The following is a 20561-nucleotide window of genomic DNA, read 5'->3' as shown; positions in this document are numbered from 1 at the left end:
TTTTTTAACGGCGGGGTGGATGCGTGTTGAGATAAATACGCGCCTCCCGCCATTTTGGATAGACACTTTCCATCAGTGCATAAAATTCGCTATTGTGTGAGCGTATCCTTAGATGACAAAGTTCATGCACTACAACAGATTCAAGACAGAATTTGGGCAGATGTGCAAGCTCGGTGTTTATGGTGATTTTGCCGCTTCCTACGTTGCAAGATCCCCAGCGGCTGATCATATAACGGGTGCGCCAGTCAGTACACTGTACCTTAAGTATAGGCTCGTATTTTGCAAAAAGAGCAGGTAAGAGCCGCGAGAGTATTTCCTTATCGCGAGCGATTTCTTCTTTGCTAGGTTTGTTTGCAGAAGTCTTTTGTTTCGTTTTGAGTACAGTATTTTTAATCCAATCTAGATGGTCGAGAATAAAAGCATCAACTTGAGCTGGGCGTACGCTTGACGGTACAGAAAGACGTACGCTGGCATCAGGTCGTATTCGAAGGTTGAATTTTTTTACTTCTCCGCTTACGATGAGCACATCGATACCATCAAAGGTCTTATGCGAATACTTAGGTGTATAAGAACGTGGCATGAGTTTATCTCCAACGTATGTGAAAGCTTTTGCTATGATTTTTAGACTTACACTGTAGCGCAGTAGAGGGGAAATGCATGGCAAGCTCAAATGGAGCAGATGCAAGTAAGACTGCACTTGAAGCAAGTTATCTGCGTGCATTACCGACTCCTGTTATCAGCAGTACCACAGACAATGAAGGCGCACTTGAGTTGTTAAGCAAACTTGATTTGTGGACTCGTGCGCAGGTAGTGTTGCTACCTGTAGGTGACCAAGGCGGTATCTCTATGACAGCCCTAGCCACGCGAGCTTTTGCTGCTGGTAAGCGTGTGGGACTTTGCTTGGATTGCAATGGTGTTGCCGACTGTATTGAGATCTTTGCTGAAGTAGAGCTTGACGTTACAGAACGTACGATTCCCGAGGCATCTAGCTGCCGTGCCGAAGGTGATACGTTGGGCTTCAGCTGTAGCGAGCTTGTAGAGTCGCTCTGTATCGTACCTGGGCTGGTGTTTGATGGCCAAGGTTACCGCGTCGGCGAAGATGACGATAAACTCGATGAGTTTCTTACCTTCTATCCTGGTCACAAGCTCGCTCTTGTCCGCTCGATGCAGGTCTCAAGTAACCCTTTGCCACATGAAGACAAAACAATCGCTGTTGACTACCTCATCACCGAAAATGCTATTTGGCGCTGCGGTTAGTTTCTTCTCCGCAGCGGGTCTACAACACGTTTTTCTGCTCCACAGGCGGTTCACGACGCACCTTTTCGCTTGCGCTCTCTTCGCAGACGGTTCAATAAGCACCCTTTTACCTACATCGGGTTCAATATGCGCCCTCGCGACAATTTTTATCTGGGGTTTCTCGAGCCATTTGGTACGGTTTTGAACCGTTTGCGGGGGTTTGAGACGGTATTGAACCATCTGCAGAGGCTGTATAGGACGTGACGACTACAGGCTATAGAGAAAATGGCGACTACAGGTTGCAAGCAGTGATATTAAGATGAGCGGCCATATCCCTAATGGCTTTGGCGTAACCCTCGATACCTAAGCCCACAATAGACTCAAAGCATGCGTCGCGCACGTAAGAAATCTGCCTAAAGGCTTCACGCTTGTCTACCTCAGAAATATGCACCTCAATAGTGGGAATACCAACCGCACGCAGGGCATCAAGCAAAGCAATTGAAGTGTGTGTCAGAGCCCCTGGATTGATGATGATGCCGTCATAAACCTGATAGGCATCTTGGATGCGGTCAACAATATCGCCCTCATGGTTGGACTGAAAACACGAGCAAGTACTAAAGCCAACTTCACTCGCTACAGCCTTGCAAAGGGTTAGCAAATCATCGTAGCTGCTATGACCATAAATATCAGGTTCGCGAATACCAAGCATATTGATATTGGGTCCGTTGATGATAAGAAGTCTGTAGTCTTGAGTATGGATACTCTCATCCTCAGAATCATCAGCAGCGCTTACTTCGTTTGACTTTTCTTGCATGGCGTCTGCTTCGCCCGTCTTATCTTGCTCAAAAAGTTGGCTGAGTCCTGCCAAATCATCAACATCAGCATTAACATGACTCAAAAGATGCACACCATCAGATAAAGCGGCATCGTTGGCGCGCGATTGTGCTTCGTAAGAGCGCTGACGAGAAGGACTAATACGCACACGTAGATTAGATGCTAAAGGAGATGTACCCACTACAGTATCTGCATCTTCAGGATTAAGGCCAGTGAGCCCAACAAAGGAGTTATAAACATCGCGAACAAGACGTGGTCCAAAAACCACCTCAAGACCATCAGAGCCTCGCGAAGCCAAGCCAAGTACACCAGGGATGGATTCCAGCTCTTCATCGTCAACTTCTTCAGGATTGACGATACGCAGCCTGAGTCGCGTCATGCACAAAGAGTTAGAGCGGACATTTTCTTTGCCGCCTACACTCGAAAGTACTGATTCTGCGATTGACGAAGGCGAAGCTTCGGCTGCCATAAGACTCTATCCTCCTTGAAGTTGCGAAACTTCAGTATAGGAAAGATTCTGCTCTACATATAGCTTTTCCAAAGCTCAAACGGTGAGTGGCAGCTTGCTTAGGCAAAAAAAGAAATTAATTGAGCAAATCAATTTCTATGTCGTTTGGGTTTTGAGGAAGTCAATAATAGCGCATGCATCACCTGCAGGAGAGCCAGTGCCTGCAACAATTGTATCCGCCCAGCTACGATAGAGATCCATGCGTTCCTCCGCGAGCTGCTCTAGCCCTTTGGACTGTGAGAGGGGTCTGCCCCTGGTGGAAAGCTGTTCAAGAGGGCGATCCAGCATCACGATAAGTCCATTTTGGTGAAGCAAATCATAGTTGTCTTTGCGTACAACTACACCGCCACCACAGGAGATAACAAGACCCGACTTGCTTGCATAATCTGCAAGTATTTGGGATTCAGCGTCGCGAAAAGCAGCTTCGCCATGTGCGCTGATAAAGTCTGCAGCGCTGGTATCTTCTTTTATTCTAAAAGCCGCATCAAGGTCAATAAAAGGACGATGTAATTCGCGCGCTAAAAGATTGCCTGTACTTGTCTTGCCAACTCCTGGCATGCCAATTAAGCAGATATTGGTCATAGAGCAGCGCAATTCACGCTCAATCACTTCAACGGTCTCCAGTGAATGCGTTGTGCTCAAGAAAAGCTCAGATGAAAGAGCTGCCTGAGCAACAAGCATGGCAAGTCCAGACTCAAAAGGAATGCCGAGACGTTCTGCTTGTAAACAAAGACCTGTGCGTGCAGGGTTGTAGACAACATCAATGACTCCTCGCAAGTGGCTGAGCTTTGCCAGTTTCGCCTTGCTAAGAGGACTTGCTGGACAGTCGGGATACATACCTACAGGCGTCGTATTGATGAGAAGTCCAGCATCTGCATGACGTGTGACAAGCGTGTCATAGTTATCGTCACTATAACGAGAGATTACACTGACATGGGCTCCAAATTCCTTCAGAGCGGCTTGCACCGCTTGACTTGCGCCACCAGATCCCAGAACGACAACAGGCAAATGAGAAAGTAGTCGAACTCCGTCCGCGCCCCAGTGACGTTCACAAAAGCGTTTGAGCATCCAAGCAAAGCCACCCACATCGCTATTATCAGCAAAAATACCGCCATCACTACGTTTGACCAAGGTGTTGGCGGCTCCTATGCGTTGTGCACGTTCACTTACCTCATCAGCCAGTGCAAAAGCATTGACCTTGTAAGGAATGGTGACATTGAGCCCCTGCCATGCGCCATGGCGAATAAAGTCTCTAACCTCTTCTGGCTCGCGTTCAAAAAGCGCATAGGGAGTCGAACCTAGCATCTTGTGGATGCGAGGTGACCAGCTATGCCCAAGTTTGCGACCAAGTAGGCCAAAGCGAGCGTCGGAGGCTTCAGCCATCAGATGACCTCGCTGTAACTTCCGAGATAGCGCATGTCTTCGCAGACATTGCCCAGGGTGGACATGAGCTGTGTAAATTCAGGAGCCACTACGGGACAATCCACATCAAAGTAAAACATGAATTCAAAGTCCTTGCCTGGAATAGGTCGACTCTCAAGTTTAATGATGTTGATATCGAGGGCATAAAACTTAGCAAGCACTTTGAAAAGAGCGCCAGGTTCATTACCAACAACAAGCATCAAAGAACTGCGGTCTGCACTAGGATAGATTGTGAGTTTTTTTGTGATACAAGCAAAGCGGGTGTAGTTGTCATCGCGATCCTGCACTGCTTGTGCAAGGGGAACTAAACCATAAAGTTCTGCGCAAGCACGTGATGCAAGAGCAGCAACATCACTGCGTTCGGAATTAGCAACCAGTTTGGAGGCAACGGCGGTATTCTCAACCACATGTACCTGAGCATTAGGTAGTGATTGCAAGAAGCCCATGCTCTGAGCAACCGCTTGCTCATGGCTATATATCTCGCGAATATCCTCAAGTTTAGTGCCTGGTTTGGCAAGAAGATTGTGATCAACCTTAAGGCGGCAGGTGCGTACGATATGGAAGTCATACTGCATCATAAGGTCGTAGACTTCATTCACCGATCCTGCACTGCTGTTTTCAATGGGCAGTACACCATAGTCAGAAAATCCCTGGTCAACCGCACGAAAAACACCATCAAAGGTATCGAAGTAGCTGATGTTGGCATGCTTGAACAGGCGGTCAGTTGCAATTTGCGAATAAGCCCCCTCAACGCCTTGGCAGGCAACAAATGCATCGCGAGGGAAAAGCTCAGGAGACTCTTTGATAGCTTTATTAATGTTTGAAACTACCTGATTGCTGCGACCCAAAGAACTAGTTTGACGTGAGCGAGAAGCTTCCATAAGCAAAGACATCAGTACTTGGACATAGGCCTGCTGGTCCTCGGGCACCTTGGCTGCAGCATTGACAAGTATTTGGTGTTCGCGATTGCGGTCAAAAACGGGAAGCTTGTGCTCACCTTTATAAGCCGCGACCTCATTGGCAACATCCATGCGTTCTTTGAAGAGCTCAAGAATGTCATTATCGATACGGTCAATATGCTTACGTATTTCTGAAATATCTGCCACGATCGTTCTGCTTTCTCTCAGTAGACGTTATTTGTTCCTTTTGTAGTTTAAAAGTAATGCTCATCATCTGCGCCACAGGGAGGCCAAGCAAGCCAAGAATCCAAGATAGCAAGAGCACATGCGGACTCTGCTACAGGTACAGCGCGTGGGGCTATGCAGGGGTCGTGTCTGCCATGTACACGAAGAACAGTCTCCTCATTGCGTATGAGATCAACCGAGTGTTGTTCTTGCGCGATTGAAGAAGTGGGTTTGACTGCCATGCGCCACAAGAGGGGAGCGCCACTTGTAATGCCTCCCAAATTTCCGCCTGCATCGTTTTTGGCAGGATATACCTTGCCATCAACAATTACATAGGGGTCATTGTGCTCGCTGCCAAGCATCCTTGCGGTGGCAAAACCCGCACCAAATTCCAGACCCTTTACTGCGGGAATTCCAAAGACAATACGCGCAATGGTCGATTCAATCCCGTCAAACATTGGCGAGCCGATGCCTGCAGGGAGTCCTGTGGCAACGCATTCCACAATACCACCTACAGAATCGCAAGCTTTTCTTGTCTCTTCGATGCGGGCCTGCATCTCTTCTGCTGCTTGGTCACTAAGTACGGGAAACTTTCGGCCATCTTTTAATGTATGCATTTGTGCTGCGAGCGCCTCTGCATCAGCAATAGATCCTCGGGCAAGAAATGCCTCATCGGTCACGCCTGCACATTCGCTTAGGTGAGCGGCGATGCAAATGTCACGCTCGGACAAAAGTTGCATTGCAATACCACCTGCTGCACAAAGTGGTGCGGTGAGGCGACCTGAGAAGTGTCCTCCACCAGAGACATCCTGTTCGCCGTGCCATTTTTGTTGAGCAGTCCAATCGGCATGGCTAGGGCGGGGTACTCGTTTAAGTTCCTCATAATCGCTAGGACGCGTGTTGGTGTTTTGAATAACAAGCGCCAGCGGTGCTCCTGAGGTATTACCAGCAGGGTTGAGACCAGACAGAATAGATACGGCATCTGCCTCTTTGCGAGGCGTTGACCAGCGTGCTTGGCCAGGTGAGCGGCGCATCATATGCTGGGCGAGCGCTTCTAGATTGATATGGTGGCCCGAAGGTAGGCCTTCGATGACGCAACCAATAGCAGGTGAATGAGACTGGCCAAATATTGTGACACGCAAGGCGCTGCCAAAACTAGAGGGCATTTATGACCTCCTGAGCTTGTGCTTTGCCACCTAGTAGGGCAAAGTCTTCAAAAAAGTGGGGATAGGATTTAGCAACACAGTCTGCTCCGTGGATGAGCGTATCTCCTGTGCATTGGGTTGCCAAAATAGCTGCCATCATTGCAATGCGATGGTCTCCTGCAGCGTCTACAACCCCACCCGTAAGAGCTGTGCCTCCACTGATAAGCAAATCATCGGTTTCGATGCGAGCTTGTGCCCCAAGTGCTTGAAGTGTTGCACTTACGGTTTGCAGTCGATCGGATTCTTTGAGGCGTAGACGACCTGCATTGGCAAGGCGTGTGGTGCCCGTAGCACATGCGCCAAGTACAGCCAGCGGTGGTACAAGATCGGGACAATTTGAAACATCAATACGAATACCTTGTAGGGAAGCAGGACCTACGGTTGCGGTATTGTTGCCACGAACAACTTGCGCGCCAAAAAGTGAAAGGGCTGCCAAGATAACGCGGTCTCCTTGAGCACTGCTAAGGTTGAGTTGTTTGACTGAAATAGGTTTCTTGCCAATAGCAGCTGCTACCAGCCAAAAAGCAGCGTTAGACCAGTCGCCTTCCACCGTGACCGTCTCAGGTGCTGTTAGCTGTGTTCCTCGCCCAAAAACACGATAAGTGCGATAGCTACCATCAGCGAGCTGTTTGTGTCCAGCTTCGCATTCCACTCCAAATAAGCTCAGTGCGTTAAGGGTTAAGCGGACGTAGGGCTCAGATTGGAAGGGCTCGCTTACTAATATCTCCGTTGTGCCTTTGAGCAGGGGAGCAGCGAGTAAAAGTCCTGTCACATACTGTGAAGAAACATTGCCTGGTAACGTATAGTTTCCTGGTTGAAGCTGTCCTGTTAGTTCAAGTGGCCAGTTGCCAAATTCAGAAAGATTGCAACCATGTGAGCAAAGCGCGTCTGTAAGTTGAGCGAGGGGACGTTGTGCTAAACGACCCCTTCCCGTAAAGCTTGCCCCTGCACCAAGCGCTGCTGCTACAGGTAACATAAAGCGCAGAGTAGAACCGGACTCTCCGCAGTCGAGTTTTGCTTGTGCATGTGGCTCGAACCTTGATGTCTTTGGGATGGGGACTACGCGAAATCCTGTTTTGGTATGTGTGATATGTGCACCAAGTGCTTTGAGGCAAGCGATAGTGGCATCAATATCTTGCGAGCTGCTGCTGCAGTCGATATTGCAGGTCTTATCAGCAAATGCAGCCAAGATAAGCAGTCGATGAGCGACTGATTTGGAAGCAATAGAGTTAACCTTGCCACCAAGACTTCCTGGGCTAATGAGTATATCCACGCATGAACTCCGAAATCTCGTTACTTTTCTTACATAGTTATTGTAAGGAGTGGAGAATTCAAGAGATATAAATGCGTCGCAGTAGTTACCAACTAGTCATTTGAAAATATTTATTTTTGTTGCGCTGTTACCATGTACCACGACTAAATATTTTGAACCTGGGACAAAGGAGGATGGCCCCTATGATTGCCATCGTTAAAAAAACGGCTACCAAAGAACAGTTGGACCATTTCATTCAATGGATTGAGGGTCGTGGGTACAAGGCAAATGTCAGTCAGGGTCAAAATGAAACCATTGTTGGCATTATTGGCGATACCACACAAATTGATCCATTTTTGCTTGAAAGTATGGACATCATTGAGCAGGTCCAGCGTGTGTCTGAACCTTTCAAAAAGGCCAATCGTAAGTTTCATCCCAATGACACCATTGTTGATTGTGGTCGAGGCGTATTGATTGGTGGCGGTCATTTTCAAGTTATGGCTGGACCTTGTTCAGTTGAAGGAATGAACCTGATTGAGATTGCGCGTGCAGTCAAAGAGGCTGGGGCTACGATGTTGCGTGGAGGCGCATACAAGCCTCGCACGAGTCCCTATGCTTACCAAGGTATGGGTGAAGAAGGACTTGACCTCTTGCTTGAGGCGGCAGAAGAAACCAATATGCCTATTGTTACTGAGGTTATGGATCCTCGCGATGTTCAACTTTTTGTGGACAAAAAGATTAATGTCATGCAGATTGGTGCTCGAAATGCGCAGAATTTCCCGTTGCTGCGTGAAGTGGGCAAAACCAACATCCCCATCCTGCTTAAGCGTGGAATTGCCGGTATGGTAGATGAGTTGCTGATGGCTGCAGAGTACATCATGAGTGAGGGAAATCAGAACGTTATTCTGTGCGAGCGTGGCATCCGCAGCTTTGAGACGCGTACTCGTAATACCTTTGATGTAAATGCAATTCCTGTACTACACAAACTGACTCACTTGCCTGTGGTGGGTGATCCCAGTCATGCGACGGGCCATACACGTTACGTGAGTCCTATTGCATACGCGGCAACTGCTGCGGGCGCTGATGGTCTAGAAATCGAAGTCCACAATCATCCCTCGCTCGCATGGTCTGATGGTGCGCAGGCATTAACTCCTGAGATGTTTGCCGAGGCTATGAAGCGCATTGCTTTGATTCGTCAGGCAATTACTGCAGACCTTGATTATGAGGAGGCGCCACTGCCTGGCTCAATGGATGCAAAAAATCTTGCTACTGAGAGGGAAGAGGATGCCACAGCCTAGCCGAGATGAATCCAGTGCATTGAATTTTGTTCCAGGGCGTGTTGGTATCGTTGGCCTTGGTCTGATGGGAGGCTCTTTTGCCAAAGCCCTCCATGAGGGTGGACGCGAGGTCTTTGCTTGGAATCGCACACATTCAACTCTCGAGTTAGCGATGATTGATACGGTTGCAGGTGAACTCAACGACGAGTCCATCCCCAGCTGTGAACTCTTGATTTTGGCGGGTTATCCTGCCGCAGCGATTGAGTGGTTACAAGAGAAAGCCCCGCTTATTTCAACGGGCGCTATTGTGATTGACACGGTGGGAGTTAAGCGTACAGTTTGTGAAAGCTGCTTTCCGATGGCAAAAAAATATAGTTTTGCTTTTGTGGGCTGTCACCCTATGGCGGGTACTCAGTACTCTGGTTATGCACATTCACGCGCCTCAATGTTTCGCGGTGCTCCTATGGTTGTGGTACCTCCTGAGCATATGGATGACATTGAGCGTGTAAATATTCTGGAGCGACTCAAGCGACTTCTAGAGCCAGCGGGCTTTGGTAGCTGGATGCTTGCTACTGCTGCCTATCATGATGAGATGATTGCTTATACCAGCCAGCTTGCGCATGTGGTGTCTAATGCTTATGTCAAAAGTCCTACTGCCCGCCATCACAAGGGTTTCTCGGCTGGTTCATACCGTGATTTAACGCGTGTGGCACGTTTGAATCCAGGTATGTGGACAGAACTCTTTTTGGATAATGCAGATAATTTAAGTACAGAACTAGAGCTTTTGATTGGCAATTTGCAGCAGTACAAAGATGCACTTGATAAGCATGATGAGCAAAAACTCTTTGATCTTTTAGCGGAAGGCGACCGCCTGAAGCGTGAGGCGGAGTCGCGCTCTGCTTAGAGGAGAAAACTGATGAAAAGCGTTTCGGTGAATACGGCATCGCGTAGCTATGAAGTGCATGTAGGAAGTGACATTTTAGATTCTTTGGGTTCTGTAGTGCGTACTTCTGTTGGCGGCCAAAAAGCCATGCTCGTCTCGGATAGCAATGTATACCCCTTGTATGGTAGGCAAACATATAACGCGCTTAATGCTGCAGCTTACGAAGTAAAAACTGCCATCATCCCTGCAGGTGAGCAATCCAAAAATATGACAGTCCTCGCAGGTCTGCTTGAAAATATTGCCGCTGCTGGCCTCACTCGAGATGATGTTGTGGTGGCGTTGGGCGGTGGTGTCGTAGGCGATTTGGCTGGCTTTGCTGCTGCCTGTTATATGCGCGGTTGTGCGGTAGTACAGGTGCCCACTTCATTACTTGCTATGGTTGATTCCTCTGTTGGTGGCAAGACAGCAGTGGACCTTGCGGCAGGTAAAAATCTTGCGGGTGCATTTTGGCAACCATCTGCAGTTATTGCTGATGTCACATGCCTATCAACTCTATCGCCCGAGCTATTCTCTGATTCTATCGGTGAGATTATCAAGTATGGAGTACTTTGTGACCCAAAGCTTTTTGCTTCTCTTGAAGAGAGACCACTGACGTTGGATGATCCTCAGCGCACCATTGAGCTTGTGAGTCGTTGTGTTGAGATTAAACGTGATGTAGTGGATGCAGACGAACGCGAAGCAGGACTTCGTCAGACCCTTAATTTGGGTCACACAATAGGCCATGCTATTGAAGCAGAAAGCAGGTATCACCTGGGTCATGGTAGCTGCGTTGCTGCAGGTCTTTGCTGTATGGCCCGTGCTGATGCAGCTCTTGGGCTCTGCGATATTGACACCAGCAAACGTATTAGTAGGCTCTGTGCTGCGCATGGACTACCTACTACGACAGCGCTTGATGTTGATTGTCTCTATCGGCGATCTTTAGCGGATAAAAAACGTCACGGCAATCACATCAATCTCGTGCGTATACATGCTATTGGAGAGGTTATAGTCGAGCGCGTCAGCCTTGAGAAATATCGTCAAATTCTGGATTTGTGTCGCTAAAGTCTTATTTTTTTGAAATAAAAGTCCGTAGAAGTTTATGCTCCTACGGACTCATTTTGTGTCTGGTGCCCTCTGTGGGATTCGAACCCGCGGCCTTCTGCTCCGGAGGCAGACGCTCTAATCCACTGAGCTAAGAGGGCGAACATTTGGCATTATAGTTAATCGCTCTAGGATAGGGCAAGATGGGTGGCTTTGAGAGGGGGAACGTTGGCGTTTTCCGATAACTATACGGGCCTTAGTGGAGCTGAGGTAGCAAAGCGTAAGGCGCAGGGTAAATCAAATGTCGACACTGATGTCAAAACAAAAACCATTTCGCAAATCATCAGCGAGCATACCCTTACCTTCTTTAATGGCATAAACCTAGTGATTGCGCTTCTGGTGCTTACTACAGGTTATTTTCGCAATCTCTTGTTTGTTACAACTCCTCTCATTAATCTTTTTATTGGCGTTATTCAAGAGATTCGAGCAAAACGTCAGGTTGATAGACTGCAGCTCTTAACTGCCTCAGATGTGCATGTACGGCGCGATGGCAAAGACCAGCTTATTTCCTCTTCAGAACTTGTGCTTGATGATGTGATTGTTCTTGCCCATGGACAGCAGGTGCCCGCAGATTCTTTGGTGCTTGCAGGTGCTGCGACAATGAATGAAAGTTTATTGACGGGTGAGTCTGAGCCTGTATCAAAACATGTTGGTGACGAGATTCTCTCGGGTTCATTCGTTGACTCGGGATCTCTTGTATGTCGCGTTAATAAGGTAGGCAAGGATGGTTATGCTGCTCGTATCAATGCGGAGGCAAAATACGTTAAGCCTATACGCTCTGAAATTAAAAACGTTGTTGAATCTGTTGTCCGTCTAGGTGGCTACATGCTGATTCCTCTGGGGATCGCGCTCTTTATTCGTACATCTATGACGGGAGCCGAGCTTAATCATGCGATTTTGACCTCTGTGTCTGCAGTTATCGCAATGATTCCTCAAGGTCTTGTACTGTTGACTTCGACGGTATTAGCCGTCGCAACTACGCGTTTGGGTCAGCATCAGGTGCTTGTGCAGCAGGCATATTGCATTGAGACACTTGCTCGTGTTGATGCGCTTTGTTTGGACAAGACGGGCACTATTACCACAGGTGGCATGATTGTCGACCAAGTTGTAGGTGCTGATGATGGTGAACAACTTCGCCAACAAACACTCACAGCAATTTCTACCATTGCTCATGCAAGTGAGGATGATGCAAACGAAACTGCTACCGCTATCTTGAATTTTGTTAAAACACAACAGATTGCAGCGCTGGATGTTGTGCGTGCGATTCCTTTTTCTTCTCGGCGTAAATATTCAGGTTGTATTTGTTCTGAGGGACAAGCACTCGTAATGGGTGCGGCACAATTTGTACTTGGCGATGAGTTTTCCTCTGTAGAGACCAAACTTCGTTCTTTTGGCGAGCTAGCTCGTGTATTGATTGTGGCACGTGTTGAGGACTTTGACGAAGAGGCTGTATTTGTTGGCAAACCTCAACTCCTTGGCTTTGTGAGTATCCAAGACGAGCTCCGTGCTAGCGCAAAGGAGACGATGGAATACTTTATCCAACAAGGAGTCAATCTCCGTGTAATTTCGGGCGATGATCCTGTAACGGTCTCCGCCATTGCTCGCACAGCGGGTGTTCCTCAGGCAGACAAATGGATTGATACTTCAACGCTCACAGACAAAAAAGCTATTGCACAGGCTGTGAAGGATTGTCGAGTCTTTGGTCGTGTGACCCCCGAAATAAAGCGTGAATTGGTTATTGCACTCAAAAACCAAGGTCATACGGTTGCTATGACGGGCGATGGAGTTAACGATATCTTGGCGTTGCGTGAAGCGGACTGTTCGGTCGCTATGGCTTCGGGTTCTGCTGCTGCTCGCAATGTCGCCGAAATTGTCCTTGCTGATGATGATTTTGCTCATATGCCTGAGGTTGTTGCTGAAGGGCGTCGTTCTATCAATAATCTTCAGCGCTCTGCTTCTCTGTTTTTGGTAAAGACGGTCTATGCTGCAGTCCTGGCTTTTATTTGCGTATTTTTGCCACCATACCCCTTTATTCCCATACAGGCCTCGCTCTTGTCGGGCATCGTTATTGGACTTCCAAGCTTGGTACTTGCACTGGAACCCAATCATGAGCTTGTAACAGGATCTTTCCTTGAGCACGTGCTTAGTCGTTCGCTACCTGCATCTTTGGCGATTGTCGTAGCTCTTTTTGCCGAGATTTTGGCTGGACGTGCGCTTGGTTGGTCTTTTGGATTGGTATCAACAGCGTGCACTTATTTGGTTGCCATCATAGGCATTATGTTGGTATGGCGCATTTCACTGCCGCTTAATGCGCTCAGAAGGACTCTTCTTGGAGTCATGATCTGTTCACTTCTGATTGCAGTGTTATTTTTCTCCAAGTTCTTCTCAATTGAGGATTTATCGCTTGGAGGTTACATCTTTTGCGCGATTGTAGCTTTGCTGTCAATTGGGATATTCAAGCATAGTTATGATTGGCTAAGTGGGCCTGCGCTTGATGCCGGGTTCCTTAAAGGTGCAGTTGCTCGGGTGGAGGCATTGAATGTTAGACGTGACAAGCGACGCGCAGCTCGGCAAGAAGCTTTGCGCGACCGATTTGAAAGTTGATATTAGCTCTGAGAGCTTTGTGCAGGCGGTGCACAAGGCGAGAGAGGGCTTAGAGCTTGTTGTTGGTCAAAAGAAGTTCCGTGCATATAAAGTCGCAGAAATTCCTGGGGCAGATAAGCTTCCCCGTGCCTTATGTATTTTGCTAGAAAACTGCGTACGTCGTGCCAAAGATGACGATGAGGCAGCTCTTTTGGCAGGCCGTATCATCTCGGCGGGGCTTGAAGGCGCCAAAGGTGCTGAGATTCCTTTCATGCCCGCTCGCGTGCTCTTTCAGGATTTTACGGGTGTACCTGTTTTTGTGGACTTTGCTGCTATGCGTGATGCTATGGCAGCCCGCGGCGGCAATCCAGAGCGTGTGAGCCCGCGTATTCCTTGTACCTTGGTCATTGACCATTCGGTCATTGCTGATGAGGCAGGTACATCCGACTCTGCACGTAATAATCGTCTCAAGGAAGCAGAGCGCAATCGTGAACGCTTTGCTTTCCTTAAGTGGTCAGCAGAATCCTTTGACAATGTGCGTATAGTTCCTCCAGGAGAGGGGATTTGCCATCAGCTCAACATGGAACGTTTCTGCGAGATTGTCTCTACTGACGCTCTTGCTAAAGAAGCAGTTCCCGTTGCATGTTTTGATAGTCTAGTTGGTACAGACTCCCATACCACCACGGCAAATGGTCTAGGTGTTCTTGGATGGGGTGTTGGTGGTATAGAGGCTGAGGCTGCCGCTTTAGGTCAGCCGATAAGTATGTTGGTACCTCCTGTGGTCGAACTCAAACTTACAGGTAGACTGCCACAAGGTATCAGCGGTATGGATTTAGCGCTTACGGTGTGCGAGCGACTGCGCGCAGAGGGTGTTGTGGGTAGTCTTGTAGAGGTCACTGGTGATGGTGTGGGTACGTTAAGCGCTACCCAACGTGCCTGTGTTGCCAATATGACTCCTGAGTACGGAGCTACAACTACACTCTTCCCAGCAGACAAGCGTACGATGGATTATCTCTGGCTTACAGGCCGCTCAGAAGAGCAAATCAGCCTCATTGAAAGATATCTTGATTTGCAAGGTATGCTGGGCGAATCTTTTGATCGTGTGTATGCCAAGACAATTGAGATGAGTCTTGCCGAAGTACAGCAGAGTTTAGCTGGACCTTCAAGACCACATCGCCGTGTAGTACCCGCAGAGCTTGTCACGCGTTTTGAAGAGGGTGTTGTTGCTCACGGTCATAAGCCTGATGAGATTTTTGATATCCAACTGAAGGGACATAGTTATCAGATTGGTCATGGTGCTGTTGCGATTGCTGCTATCACAAGCTGTACTACAGCAACTGACCCCGCCATGATGGTTCAGGCTGGTCTTCTTGCAAAGGCGGCAGTTGATAAGGGTTTACATACTGCTCCTTGGGTCAAGACTATTTTGGCTCCAGGCAGTCATGCGGCAGCGATGATTCTTGATCGTGCAGGTCTTTCTGAAAGTCTTGAGCAGCTAGGCTTTGCTGTGTGTGGCTTTGGCTGCATGAGTTGTATTGGTAACTCAGGTCCTATTGCTGCTCCTCTTCACGATGTCGCAGACCAAGTTGAGCTTGCAAGCGTGCTTTCAGGTAATCGTAATTTTGATGGGCGTATCTCTCCTGACGTAGCGCAAAACTTCCTCATGGAGCCAGCGCTGGTGATTGCATATGCGCTAACCGGTACGGTTAATTGTGATTTGACGTCGACACCAGTAGGACATACTGCTGATGGTACGCCCATCATGCTTTCTGAGTTGATGCCAAGCGATGATGAGGTAACTCAGATCTTGGCAACAGTGCTGACTCCTGAGCTTTACGAAGAAGGCGGCATAGGACTGCTGAGTGGCTATCCTGAATGGGTTTCTATCCCTTCAAGCTCTTCTGCTACCTTCGGTTGGGATTCTTCGTCTACCTATGTACGTCGTCCCAGCTATTTTGAAGATGCACGGGCAGGGAAGAGCATCAAGATCCAAGGTGCTCGCGCACTTGCCTTGTTAGGTGATTTTGTAACAACAGACCATATTTCGCCAGCAGGAAGCATTGCGAGTGATGGTCCCGCTGCATGCTATTTAATCGAGCGTGGTACGAGCGAGGACAACTTTAATACTTTTGGTAGTCGCCGTGGTAATCATGAGCTTATGATGCGTGGTACATTTGCCAACGTAAAGCTCATCAACAAGCTTGCTGCTGGTAAGACGGGTGGCTGGACGCGCAACTTTGTTGATGGCTCGCTCACTAGTATCTTTGATGCTGCTATGGACTATCGTAGCAAGCAAATTCCTCTCGTTATCATAGCGGGCAAGATGTATGGCTCGGGATCTAGTCGCGATTGGGCTGCAAAAGGTCCTGCCTTGTTGGGTGTTCGTGCGGTACTTGCAGAAAGTTTTGAACGCATCCATCGTTCTAACCTTGTGCAAATGGGTGTTATCCCTCTACAGTTTGTTGAGGGTCAAAATGCTGAAACACTAGGCCTTGATGGCAGTGAAGAGTTTGATTTGTCCGAAATTAAACTTGAACAACTTATAGGTGGCGATACAAGCTGTAAGGTCTGTGCCCACAAAGCCAATGGCGACAGTGTGCATTTTGAGTGTGTGGTACGTATTGATACGCCAACTGAGGCAGATTTTGTACGAGCAGGGGGTATCTTGCCCTATGTGCTCAATGATTTGAGTGAGGCATAAGTGCGCAAACAGTCTGGTCTATGTTAGGATTGCGCATCTATGAATGAGAAAGGAGGAGGTCTGTGATTTGTCCACATTGCGGTTCGCATATTTCTGATGATGTATTGCGTTGTCCTGCTTGTCATGGCGACTTGGGCATGACCACGCGACTTCCTCGTCTTGAGCAAAGGTGGTGTGCCAATTGTGGTGCGCTGGTTCCTTTAGGTGCTGACCGGTGTTCTGCGTGCGGTACCCCTGTACCTGTCAATCTTCATCTGCAGAGCAATATATCTACAGCTAACAAAGAGATTTTAAAAAAAGCCGAAGAAGAACGGAAAGCCCGTGAGGAAAAGAGTTTGGAGGAAGGGGAGACCCATGCAATGCCGCGTATCGAAAGCGCGGTTCCTGCAAATCCTGAGGCTTACGACCCTTTAAATAAACATGATAATTTCCCACGTGCTCGTGTAGCGTTGGTAGCAGCTCTAGCGTCATTGCTTGTGGTGGGTGGTACGGTACTTTATATCACTCATCCTTGGAATGCTGAGGCTTTTGCCACCAAAGCAAAGGTACCTGCGGATACGTCTATGGCGGGATTTCCTGGCAAAAAAAATGCGTTAAGTCAAGATAAGGCATCTGGCTCTGATGCAGAAAAAACAGTGCTTTCTGCCGATGAACTGACGTACCAAAAGCTCATGGCAGTTTACAAGCAGTACAAAAGCTATGAAGAGGAGCTCGAAAAAAGCGAAACCCTGCTAAAAGAAAAGGGCACGATGGGCAGTGCTGACGAACGTAAAGCAGGTCATGATAGCCAAGAGGAGCTTGCCATTCATCTGGATAATACCATCAAATCATTAGACGAGATTGATATCACAACTGGTACCTATGCTCAGGATGTATCTAACTTTAAAACTTTAGGTTCGTGGTTGCGTAACTGGTCTGATGATCTCCGTAAATGTTGGAAGAAGTCTGCCGAACTTGACAATGCAGAGGGTAGAGATGATGAGGTCTTTGCTGCAATTAATGAGCATACCGACTCAAGTGGCAAGAATACCTTCCGCTCACACTTTGATTCGAATTATTCTGCCTGGAAGCCAACAAAACCTGCTCAGTAAATCTGAGCTTATGGTTTATTCTTAACTATAACTTGGCGTCTGCCGAATATGTGAAACGCGGCTTGCGCTGGTAAACTCGTACAGATATGTTTAATGCTGCTGGCAACATGCCGTAGTGAGAGGTGAGCAGACACATGGGTTTCTTCTCTGATCCGCTCTATGAGCCTGAATATAAGGTCGTAGGCGATGAGATTGCTACGATCGATACTAATAAGGGTGCAATTCGCGTGCGTCTTGATGGTGCGGGCGCGCCTATTCATGTAGCAAACTTTTGCGAGTTGGCTTCGGCTGGTTTTTATGATGGTCTAAAGTTCCACCGCTATGTTCCTGGTTTTGTTATCCAAGGCGGTTGTCCCAATACGCGCGATATGTCTGCTGCTGATGTTGCTGCAGGCAAGATTGGCCCTGATGGCATGCCTGGTACAGGTGGTCCTGGCTATCGTATCAAACAGGAATTTACGACCAATCCTCGCAATTCCCATGATGATGGCGCTCTTGCTATGGCGCGTTCTCAGTCGCCTGATTCAGCAGGTTCTCAATTCTATTTCTGCCTAGGCGCTCAGCATGGGCTAGACTCTGGTTACACTGTCTTTGGCCAGACAATTGAGGGTCTTGAGATTGAGCAATCTCTGCGTGCAGGCGATATTATTAATTCAATTCGCATTGAGCATGCGTAAGCCTAAGTAAGTGCCTGAGCGTGGTTGGCTGAACTAGGCTCAAGAATGATAGGAGCGTCCCAGAGTGAATACACAAGCGTTTGAAGCGGGAAACGAAGCATACAAACAGGCAAACTTTGGTGTTGCAGCAGAGCTATTTGCTCAGGCAAAAGGTCCTGGTGAGGTGTCTGGTCAGATTGACCACCTTCTTGGTAACTGCTACATGCGTCTTGCTCGCTATGACGAGGCTGCAGTTTCTTATGCCGATGCCCTTCGTGACTCCAACTATGGTCACGCGGGCGCACTCGCCTGCAATCGCGGCCGCGCCTTGCTTGCCGCAGGTCGTCCTCAGGAAGCTATTGCTTCTTTGACAATGGCGACTAAAGATGGCAGTTATGCTACACCTTACAAGGCTTATATGGCTTTGGGTGACGCCTATCTGCAGGTGGGCGATGCGCGCGATGGTGGCGTTGCTTATCGCAATGCCGCAATTGACGAGTCCAACCCCAAGCCTTCTTCAGCCCTGACCAAGCTAGGCTCTTGCTTTATGAAGTTAGGTCGTGCGGCAGATGCTATCGAGGCATATCGTACTGCCCTTGATTTTGCGACTGCTGACGACAATCAAAATAAGATTTACGCCTCTATGGGTCTTGCCTATGTAGCGGCAAATCGTATGTCCGAAGCTGCCGATGCTTTTGGTCGCGCTACCACTGATGGTCGCTATCAGCTAACACCCGAGGAGCGCATCTCCGCAGATGCCGCACAGCGCGCATTAAGTGCCCAGACAGGTAATGGTCCTTCTGAGACAGATGCACTTTTGGCTGCTGCGGGATATGGCTCTCAAAGTGTGAGCGCAGGCGTTGATCCGCTTGATCCATTGGGCAAGTCTGGTGAATTTATTCCTTCGCCTGAGGATACGGGATTCTTTTCTCTTGATGAAGAAGAAGTTGTAAAGCAAGATAAAAAGATTCGTCGCAAGCACAAGCATGGTGGCCTTAAAGTCTTCTTTATTATCTTCTTCATTTTGGTACTTCTTTTGGGCGCAGCTGCCTTTGCGTATTGGAAAGGCTATGGCTGGCCTATGCAGGCTGATGTCACTACCAGCCTTTTTGAGAAGGCAAATGAAGGTGCTGACTACTCTGGTCTTGTGTCTCCCAAGCTGACCGACGATGCTCGCAAGCAGCTTGACCAAAATCTTCCTGCAGGTGTGAAGTCGGTCACAGCTGTTACTCAAGAACAGTCCATGAGTACTTCCAAAGTGCTTGTTGATGTCAAACTGCAAGATGGTGGTTCGCTGGCATATACTGCAACCCTTGTTCGTGAAGGTATTGGTTGGAAGGTTGCCAAGATAGAATTGCAATCTCCTTCAACTGGCGGTAGCGATGCTAAACTTGAGACTGATACTTCGCAGTCTGATAATGCGGATAAGACTGATACAAGTACAACTCAGTCTACCGATAATGCTGCCACCCAAAGCAACACTGCCACCGACACTCAAAATACTTCCGAGCAGAACGCTCAAAACAACACTCAAAGTACCGATTCAAACACCCAGACGTCCCAGAACTAGCAGGTAGAAGGCAGGGAAGATGTCGATTCTCGATACACTCTTCGGAGAGTATAGCGGTGATCTTGCAATTGACCTTGGAACAGCAAATACGTTGGTTGCTGTTCGCGGTCAAGGTATCGTAATTAATGAGCCCTCCGTTGTCGCTATCGATAAAAGTGAGGATAGAGTGCTGGCAGTCGGCGCTGATGCAAAGCGCATGATTGGTCGTACTCCTGGTTCTATCATTGCTGAGCGCCCACTCAAGGACGGCGTTATTGCTGACTTTGATGTAACTGAAGTTATGCTTCGTTATTTCATCGAGAAAGCTCGCGGTTCTCAATCTAGGCAGTACCCTTGGTCACCTCGTCCCCGTGTTGTTGTCTGTGTGCCTTCCGGTGTAACTTCCGTCGAGAAGCGCGCTGTTTTTGAGGCCACTATCCAGGCTGGTGCTCGTCAGGCATATTTAATCGAAGAGCCTATGGCTGCCGCTATTGGTGCTGATTTACCCATTGAAGATCCAACGGGATCCATGGTTGTTGATATTGGTGGCGGCACTACTGAGGTTGCTGTTATTGCTATGGGTGGCATCGTTGTATCTCAGTCGATTCGTACTGCTGGTGATGAGTTTGACCAGGTTATCCTTGAGCACGTACGTGATGCATACAATCTTTCCATTGGTGAGCGTACGGCAGAGGACATCAAGATTAAGGTTGGCTCTGCTGCACCCTTGGCAGAGGAATTGGATGTTGAGGTCAATGGCCGTGATGTTATGAGCGGTCTACCCAAGGCTGTACGCATTGAAAGCGAGGAAATTCGACGCGCTCTTGACAAGCCCTTGGACGATGTTACCAAGGCAGTTAAGGATGCTTTGGATATAACTCCTCCTGACCTTGCGAGTGACCTGATGTATTACGGAATCCTCCTGACTGGTGGCGGTGGTTTGCTGCGCGGTCTTGATCAACGTTTGCGTGATGAGACCGGTGTGCCCGTCAACGTGAGTCCTACTGCACTCGAAAACGTCGTTAACGGCTGTGCCAAGGTCCTTGAGGCCAATGCATTGACGGGTGGCTTCGTACAGAGTGCGGGTCAGTAGGAGGCTA

Annotated in this window: 16 protein-coding genes and 1 tRNA gene; 10 read left to right on the top strand and 7 right to left on the bottom strand. The window is 48.4% G+C overall.

The annotated features are described in order from the left end of the window. Positions 1-4: 4 nt before the first annotated feature. On the bottom strand, positions 5-580 hold the full coding sequence (locus tag HMPREF9069_RS01695) for a M48 family metallopeptidase (protein ID WP_021625371.1): 576 nt from the start codon (positions 578-580) through the stop codon (positions 5-7). Between the two features lie 77 nt (positions 581-657). Between HMPREF9069_RS01695 and HMPREF9069_RS08760 the strand changes: the two genes are divergently transcribed. Then, positions 658-1257, top strand: a complete 600-nt coding sequence (locus HMPREF9069_RS08760; protein WP_021625370.1) for a 5-formyltetrahydrofolate cyclo-ligase family protein — start codon at positions 658-660, stop codon at positions 1255-1257. Positions 1258-1528: 271 nt separating this feature from the next. Here the strand turns inward: HMPREF9069_RS08760 and aroQ are convergent, their stop codons facing one another. The 5 genes from aroQ to aroA form a co-directional block, all read right to left on the bottom strand. Continuing rightward, positions 1529-2539, bottom strand: coding sequence for a type II 3-dehydroquinate dehydratase (aroQ, locus tag HMPREF9069_RS08975; RefSeq protein ID WP_084170277.1), 1011 nt, complete (start codon positions 2537-2539; stop codon positions 1529-1531). Positions 2540-2674: 135 nt separating this feature from the next. Continuing rightward, positions 2675-3961, bottom strand: a complete 1287-nt coding sequence (locus HMPREF9069_RS01680; RefSeq protein WP_021625368.1) for a shikimate kinase — start codon at positions 3959-3961, stop codon at positions 2675-2677. Continuing rightward, the gene (locus HMPREF9069_RS01675; RefSeq protein ID WP_021625367.1) at positions 3961-5106 is read right to left on the bottom strand and encodes a bifunctional chorismate mutase/prephenate dehydratase; all 1146 of its coding nucleotides are present in this window, start codon (positions 5104-5106) and stop codon (positions 3961-3963) included. The genes HMPREF9069_RS01680 and HMPREF9069_RS01675 overlap by 1 nt, the downstream gene beginning before the upstream one ends. Before the next feature lie 47 nt (positions 5107-5153). Continuing rightward, positions 5154-6290: a chorismate synthase gene (aroC, locus tag HMPREF9069_RS01670; RefSeq protein ID WP_021625366.1), complete on the bottom strand. Its 1137-nt coding sequence runs from the start codon at positions 6288-6290 to the stop codon at positions 5154-5156. Beyond that, positions 6280-7602 (bottom strand): 3-phosphoshikimate 1-carboxyvinyltransferase, encoded by a 1323-nt coding sequence (gene aroA, locus HMPREF9069_RS01665; protein WP_021625365.1) that lies wholly within the window; start codon positions 7600-7602, stop codon positions 6280-6282. The genes aroC and aroA overlap by 11 nt, the downstream gene beginning before the upstream one ends. A 182-nt stretch (positions 7603-7784) precedes the next feature. Between aroA and aroF the strand changes: the two genes are divergently transcribed. The 3 genes from aroF to aroB are packed head-to-tail and all read left to right on the top strand — an operon-like array spanning position 7785 to position 10842. Further along, on the top strand, positions 7785-8879 hold the full coding sequence (aroF, locus tag HMPREF9069_RS01660; RefSeq protein ID WP_084170276.1) for a 3-deoxy-7-phosphoheptulonate synthase: 1095 nt from the start codon (positions 7785-7787) through the stop codon (positions 8877-8879). Then, complete coding sequence (locus tag HMPREF9069_RS01655) at positions 8866-9762, top strand: prephenate dehydrogenase (RefSeq protein WP_021625363.1); 897 nt, start codon at positions 8866-8868, stop codon at positions 9760-9762. The genes aroF and HMPREF9069_RS01655 overlap by 14 nt, the downstream gene beginning before the upstream one ends. Positions 9763-9774: 12 nt before the next feature. Next, positions 9775-10842 (top strand): 3-dehydroquinate synthase, encoded by a 1068-nt coding sequence (aroB, locus tag HMPREF9069_RS01650; protein ID WP_021625362.1) that lies wholly within the window; start codon positions 9775-9777, stop codon positions 10840-10842. A gap of 63 nt (positions 10843-10905) precedes the next feature. On the opposite strand, the gene HMPREF9069_RS01645 is transcribed toward aroB, so the two are convergent. After that, a tRNA-Arg gene (locus HMPREF9069_RS01645) sits at positions 10906-10982 on the bottom strand. Between the two features lie 67 nt (positions 10983-11049). On the opposite strand from HMPREF9069_RS01645, the gene HMPREF9069_RS01640 reads away from it, so the two are divergent. The 6 genes from HMPREF9069_RS01640 (at position 11050) to HMPREF9069_RS01615 (ending at position 20554) form a co-directional block, all read left to right on the top strand. Beyond that, positions 11050-13485 (top strand): HAD-IC family P-type ATPase, encoded by a 2436-nt coding sequence (locus tag HMPREF9069_RS01640; RefSeq protein WP_232204022.1) that lies wholly within the window; start codon positions 11050-11052, stop codon positions 13483-13485. Beyond that, the gene (gene acnA / locus HMPREF9069_RS01635; RefSeq protein ID WP_021625360.1) at positions 13421-16165 is read left to right on the top strand and encodes an aconitate hydratase AcnA; all 2745 of its coding nucleotides are present in this window, start codon (positions 13421-13423) and stop codon (positions 16163-16165) included. The genes HMPREF9069_RS01640 and acnA overlap by 65 nt, the downstream gene beginning before the upstream one ends. 62 nt (positions 16166-16227) lie before the next feature. After that, on the top strand, positions 16228-17256 hold the full coding sequence (locus tag HMPREF9069_RS01630) for a zinc ribbon domain-containing protein (RefSeq protein ID WP_035438045.1): 1029 nt from the start codon (positions 16228-16230) through the stop codon (positions 17254-17256). Positions 17257-17390: 134 nt separating this feature from the next. Continuing rightward, entirely contained in the window at positions 17391-17933 is a 543-nt protein-coding gene (locus tag HMPREF9069_RS01625; RefSeq protein ID WP_021625358.1) for a peptidylprolyl isomerase, read from the top strand. A 64-nt stretch (positions 17934-17997) separates the two neighbouring features. After that, on the top strand, positions 17998-19482 hold the full coding sequence (locus tag HMPREF9069_RS01620; protein WP_021625357.1) for a tetratricopeptide repeat protein: 1485 nt from the start codon (positions 17998-18000) through the stop codon (positions 19480-19482). Between the two features lie 19 nt (positions 19483-19501). Further along, positions 19502-20554 carry a rod shape-determining protein gene (locus HMPREF9069_RS01615; RefSeq protein WP_021625356.1) on the top strand — a complete coding sequence of 351 codons (1053 nt, stop codon included), beginning with the start codon at positions 19502-19504 and terminating at the stop codon, positions 20552-20554. Positions 20555-20561: the final 7 nt, after the last annotated feature.

This window comes from Atopobium sp. oral taxon 810 str. F0209 (assembly GCF_000466405.1).
Classification (GTDB): Bacteria; Actinomycetota; Coriobacteriia; order Coriobacteriales; family Atopobiaceae; genus Olegusella.
The sequence above is the reverse complement of the archived record's forward strand: the minus strand, read 5'-3'. Positions and strand labels throughout refer to the sequence as shown.

Coding starts and splice junctions, on each gene's coding strand:
- aroQ (WP_084170277.1), bottom strand. CDS start 2,539: ATGGCAGCCGAAGCTTCGCCTTCGTCAATCGCAGAATCAGTACTTTCG.
- aroB (WP_021625362.1), top strand. CDS start 9,775: ATGAAAAGCGTTTCGGTGAATACGGCATCGCGTAGCTATGAAGTGCAT.
- aroC (WP_021625366.1), bottom strand. CDS start 6,290: ATGCCCTCTAGTTTTGGCAGCGCCTTGCGTGTCACAATATTTGGCCAG.
- HMPREF9069_RS01655 (WP_021625363.1), top strand. CDS start 8,866: ATGCCACAGCCTAGCCGAGATGAATCCAGTGCATTGAATTTTGTTCCA.
- HMPREF9069_RS01680 (WP_021625368.1), bottom strand. CDS start 3,961: ATGGCTGAAGCCTCCGACGCTCGCTTTGGCCTACTTGGTCGCAAACTT.
- HMPREF9069_RS08760 (WP_021625370.1), top strand. CDS start 658: ATGGCAAGCTCAAATGGAGCAGATGCAAGTAAGACTGCACTTGAAGCA.
- HMPREF9069_RS01625 (WP_021625358.1), top strand. CDS start 17,391: ATGGGTTTCTTCTCTGATCCGCTCTATGAGCCTGAATATAAGGTCGTA.
- aroF (WP_084170276.1), top strand. CDS start 7,785: ATGATTGCCATCGTTAAAAAAACGGCTACCAAAGAACAGTTGGACCAT.
- HMPREF9069_RS01615 (WP_021625356.1), top strand. CDS start 19,502: ATGTCGATTCTCGATACACTCTTCGGAGAGTATAGCGGTGATCTTGCA.
- HMPREF9069_RS01695 (WP_021625371.1), bottom strand. CDS start 580: ATGCCACGTTCTTATACACCTAAGTATTCGCATAAGACCTTTGATGGT.
- acnA (WP_021625360.1), top strand. CDS start 13,421: ATGTTAGACGTGACAAGCGACGCGCAGCTCGGCAAGAAGCTTTGCGCG.